This is a genomic window from Phormidium sp. FACHB-1136 (genome assembly GCF_014697375.1).
GTDB lineage: Bacteria > Cyanobacteriota > Cyanobacteriia > Phormidesmidales > Phormidesmidaceae > Nodosilinea.
Genome location: NZ_JACJRS010000192.1, coordinates 1 through 3,814, shown reverse-complemented (window position 1 = coordinate 3,814; position 3,814 = coordinate 1). Strand labels below are relative to the sequence as shown.

5 protein-coding genes are annotated in these 3,814 nt (G+C 54.7%); 3 read left to right on the top strand and 2 right to left on the bottom strand.

Features of this window, described 5'->3' with window-relative positions; translation table 11 throughout:
- The first annotated feature begins 202 nt into the window (after positions 1-202).
- The 3 genes from H6G62_RS26200 to H6G62_RS26190 all read left to right on the top strand — a co-directional run bounded on the left by H6G62_RS26200 (position 203) and on the right by H6G62_RS26190 (position 1,346).
- Positions 203-652, top strand: coding sequence for a YaiI/YqxD family protein (locus tag H6G62_RS26200; protein WP_190500671.1), 450 nt, complete (start codon positions 203-205; stop codon positions 650-652).
- Positions 653-726: 74 nt separating this feature from the next.
- The gene (locus H6G62_RS26195) at positions 727-963 is read left to right on the top strand and encodes a hypothetical protein (protein WP_190500668.1); all 237 of its coding nucleotides are present in this window, start codon (positions 727-729) and stop codon (positions 961-963) included.
- The gene (locus tag H6G62_RS26190; RefSeq protein ID WP_190500666.1) at positions 960-1,346 is read left to right on the top strand and encodes a type II toxin-antitoxin system VapC family toxin; all 387 of its coding nucleotides are present in this window, start codon (positions 960-962) and stop codon (positions 1,344-1,346) included. The genes H6G62_RS26195 and H6G62_RS26190 overlap by 4 nt, the downstream gene beginning before the upstream one ends.
- An 18-nt stretch (positions 1,347-1,364) precedes the next feature.
- On the opposite strand, the gene H6G62_RS26185 is transcribed toward H6G62_RS26190, so the two are convergent.
- The gene (locus tag H6G62_RS26185) at positions 1,365-1,682 is read right to left on the bottom strand and encodes a DUF1998 domain-containing protein (protein ID WP_347239430.1); all 318 of its coding nucleotides are present in this window, start codon (positions 1,680-1,682) and stop codon (positions 1,365-1,367) included.
- 133 nt (positions 1,683-1,815) lie between these two features.
- Positions 1,816-3,756: a Tn3 family transposase gene (locus tag H6G62_RS26180; protein ID WP_347239429.1), complete on the bottom strand. Its 1,941-nt coding sequence runs from the start codon at positions 3,754-3,756 to the stop codon at positions 1,816-1,818.
- Positions 3,757-3,814: the final 58 nt, after the last annotated feature.

Below are 3,814 nucleotides of genomic sequence, written 5' to 3'. Positions count from 1 at the left end.
GTGAAGTGGGCCTACTGGTGGGTTTATCGGCCCTTGTTGCTGCCCCTGAGACTGCCGATACCCTATGTTGTCCTAGACGGGGTGCGGACGGGGTATCGGCTGTTTCGGCGTCTCTTAGGCGTTGTGCTGCGCTAGCCTGCGGCCATCCAGGAGACCGCTAGACTAGGAAATGGTCAGCGATAGAACAACAGGCGGCTAGGTGATGGAGATATGGGTTGACGCAGATGCTTGCCCCAACGTGATTAAGGAGATTCTGTTTCGAGCGGCCAAACGGGTTGAAATCAAAACCACCTTGGTGGCCAACCAGGAGCTACAAATTCCAGGTTCTCCCTACCTTGACTTTGTGCAGGTACGTGCTGGCCTTGACATTGCCGATAACTACATTGTGAATCATCTCCAGGCCGGAGATCTCGTCATCACCGCCGATATTCCCCTCGCCGCAGAAGCCATCGAGAAAGGAGCCTTTGCCCTTAATCCCAGAGGTGAATTCTACGACCAGGGCAATATCCGAGAACGATTGTCGATGCGAAATTTCCTCAATGACCTACGCAGTGCGGGCGTAGACACGGGTGGCCCACCGCCCTTTAACCAACGGGTGACAGGAGCCTTTGCCAACCAGCTAGATCGGTTCTTGACTAAACATTGTCGCTAGTCAATCTCCCTCCAAGACAGGAGACAAGCGCTTATCACTGGGAGGACAGGCCGTACAATGGACTCAGCAAGTCAATGACTAACGATAAGGCGCAAGTCATGCTAGATGTGGATATCTTAAATCAACTCAGCACCGCCTCCATTGAAGAACGTATTGCCGTCATTGAGATGATCCTAAAGTCCCTCAAGCAGGATCTTCAGGCTAGCCATGCCCCGACCATCGCTGAACAACGCCCCCTTCGCGGCACCGTGTGTCATTACGACGCCCCCTATGAGCCTGTAGCCGCCGAAGATTGGGAAGCAACCCTATGATTGTCCTGGATACCCATATCTGGATTTGGTGGGTTAATGAAACGCCAAGGCTATCCCCCTCAAATCTGAAGATGATTCAAACCCATCAGAGCCGTGGGTTGGGCATCAGTATCATTTCCTGCTGGGAAATCGCCAAACTCGTAGAAAAGAGTCGTTTAAGCTTAGATCGTCCCGTCAATGAGTGGCTGGAGCTTGCCCTAGCCTATCCCGGCATTGAACTCGTTGATCTCAGCCTGCCCATCATTCTCCAATCCACGAGTCTTGAGGGCTTCCACAATGATCCAGCCGACCAAATCATTGTCGCTACCGCAAAGGTTTTGAACGTTCCCCTGCTTACCCAAGACACCAAGATCTTGGCTTACCCTGGTGTCAAGACCTTCTAAAGACTGCGGTTGTGACCGCTATTTTGAGCAGGCCGCCTTCAGCACAAACAAACCCATTTGCTTCAGCAGGGCGTTGTTGTGGTCAGGGCAGTGCCACTGGGATAGACATTTGGGACAGCCTGCAACACAATCACACCCCTCGACCAGGCTGATGGCTTTGGGCACCAACTGTTTCCAGTACCGCAGGATGGACTCCGTCGCGCCATTGCCGCCATCGCTGACATCAAACCAGGCCCCGGACGACGACCCCAAGGTGGCATCCCGACACAGGAATTCAAGATCCTGCTGGCTGTGTAGGACGACTAACGGTAGGGCCAGCATGAGTTGATGGCCCAGGCTATGGATGGCAATCAGGTCGCTCGGATTTTCCCAGAGTGCGCCATAGTGGGGTATGGCACCGATTCATGTAAAAATGGGCCACATCTCCTGAAAGCCTTATAGTTAGGTCGTTTCAGAGGCTAAAAGCAGCCTATTCCAGAGGATCTTGAGGACGTTTCATTGAAATTGGGACGTCATAGTGGATCGCCTGCGGCTGTCGTTGGAGATCCAGGTGATAGAGGCCAAATCGATTCACATGCTGCGTGAGATAGGGGCTCAACTCAGCGATAGCCTCCGGTTCAAACGCATAGCCTTGCTGGTTGAGGTCATGGAGGATGCGCGTCAGTTCAAAGACGTTGTAGAAGATTAGCGTGTTGGCGACCAGGTGATTGTATTGGATGCGCTTGCGTTGCTCATCGCGGCTATTGGTGGCCAGGGTGCCATCATCTCCAAAGGCGAGCCATTGCACGAACCCATTGAACGCCTCACTCTTGTTGGTTGCGGCTTGGATGGTAGAGCGCAGGTCAGCGTCATGGATGTATTGCAGTAAGAACCCAGTGCGAACCGCACAGCCCAATTCGTGGAACGCTTGATAGAGCTTGTTTTTGCGGCTATTGGTACCAAGCTTTCGCAGAATGGTAGAGGCCTTGATTGTCCCACCCTTGATGGAGACGGCCACGCGCAGCATGTCCGGCAAGTGGGTTTCAATCAGGTGCCAGTTGATGGTGTCGGAGAACAGCCCATCGATGTGCTGATAGCGCACCGCTCGGGTCGGACGGTAGAACGTCAGGGCCTTCCAGTTCCGAATGCGGGGCATCAAGGTAATGCCCAAGAGGTAAGCCAAGGCAAAGACGGTCGCACTTTGGGCCTGCGTATCCCCGTGAATGGTGTCAGGCTGAATCTCAGACGTATTGTTCAGGAGTCCATCCAACATGAACACGGCTTCCCAGACCCCACAGGGAATGAAGTGGCTGAACAGGGCGATGTAGGTGTCTGAGACGTGATAGTAGCCAATGCCGCCGTAGCCGCCATAGCGAATGTGATATTCCGCCAGCAGGTTGTTCTCGTAAATATCCCACTTGGTTCCATCCACAGAAGCCCGACGACCGGTGCCCCAGAATTTGGGCAGGGCAAAGCGGTTATAGGCATTGATGATGGCCCTGATGGCGGTTTGCAGCGTCTCTTCGGTCATGTGCCGCTGGTTGACCCAGGCCAGTTGTTTACGGTCAAAGGTTCTGAGGGCGCGGGCGGTCTGACTGGGGCCAATGTTGCAGCCATAGCAAAAGATGGTGGCCAGATAGCGCCCGACGGGGCTGTCCAGCTTGGCCTCATGGCCGGAGATGGGGCCAAAGTAACGGGTCCAATTCAGCCAGACCTCTTTATCCGTCAGTACGTCGAGGAGGTGCACCGGGGTGAGCCGCTCTGCCACCAGGGTTTCGAGTTGGGTTAGGCCTGCGGGTCGCTGTCGGGGTTGCCGTCGGATCGTCAACCGTTCGTCCTTCCAGACCACTTGAGTATTGGCAGGAAAAGCCTCATCCGTTGTCGTGGCACTGCTTTCTAGCCACTGTTGCACCTGCTGGACAAAGGCTTTCGGCTCAACGGGCAAATTCACCTGCTGACCGTACGCCTCCCTCTGAGCGTGATACTCGTCCCAGGTCACTAACTGGCTGTAATCGTCTCCGTACTCAGCACTACCCGCCATGTAGAGGTCGCCCGATTGCAACGCCAGCAAGATATGGGAGAAGACGCAGAGTTCAAACGATGGGCGATGCAGTTGTTGGGGCGGCACTGACCGTTGGGAAGCCGCCTGTCCCGTCACCAGTTTCCACCATTTAGCCGGAATCCAGGACAGATCCAGGGTCTCAGCAGGGGATGTCGTCGTTGACTCGTTCGCCTCAGCGGTGGGAACGTCCAGCCAGGTGCTGCGGGCGGTGCGATGCTGCTGAATCAACCGAATCGCCACTTCCAGATGATGATCCTGGGTACTGGACTGCAGGGGCACTACCTCGAGGAACCGAAATAAGGTAGCGCGGTGGCTTTTGTCAACACTCCGGACAGTTTTTTGGGGTTGGGTTGGAAAAAAGCTATCCACCGCATAGAGTGCAGGTGCAAGTAAAACACGGTGCACCGATGGATAGCCTCAACAGCAT

Coding starts and splice junctions, on each gene's coding strand:
- H6G62_RS26200 (WP_190500671.1), top strand. CDS start 203: ATGGAGATATGGGTTGACGCAGATGCTTGCCCCAACGTGATTAAGGAG.
- H6G62_RS26195 (WP_190500668.1), top strand. CDS start 727: ATGACTAACGATAAGGCGCAAGTCATGCTAGATGTGGATATCTTAAAT.
- H6G62_RS26190 (WP_190500666.1), top strand. CDS start 960: ATGATTGTCCTGGATACCCATATCTGGATTTGGTGGGTTAATGAAACG.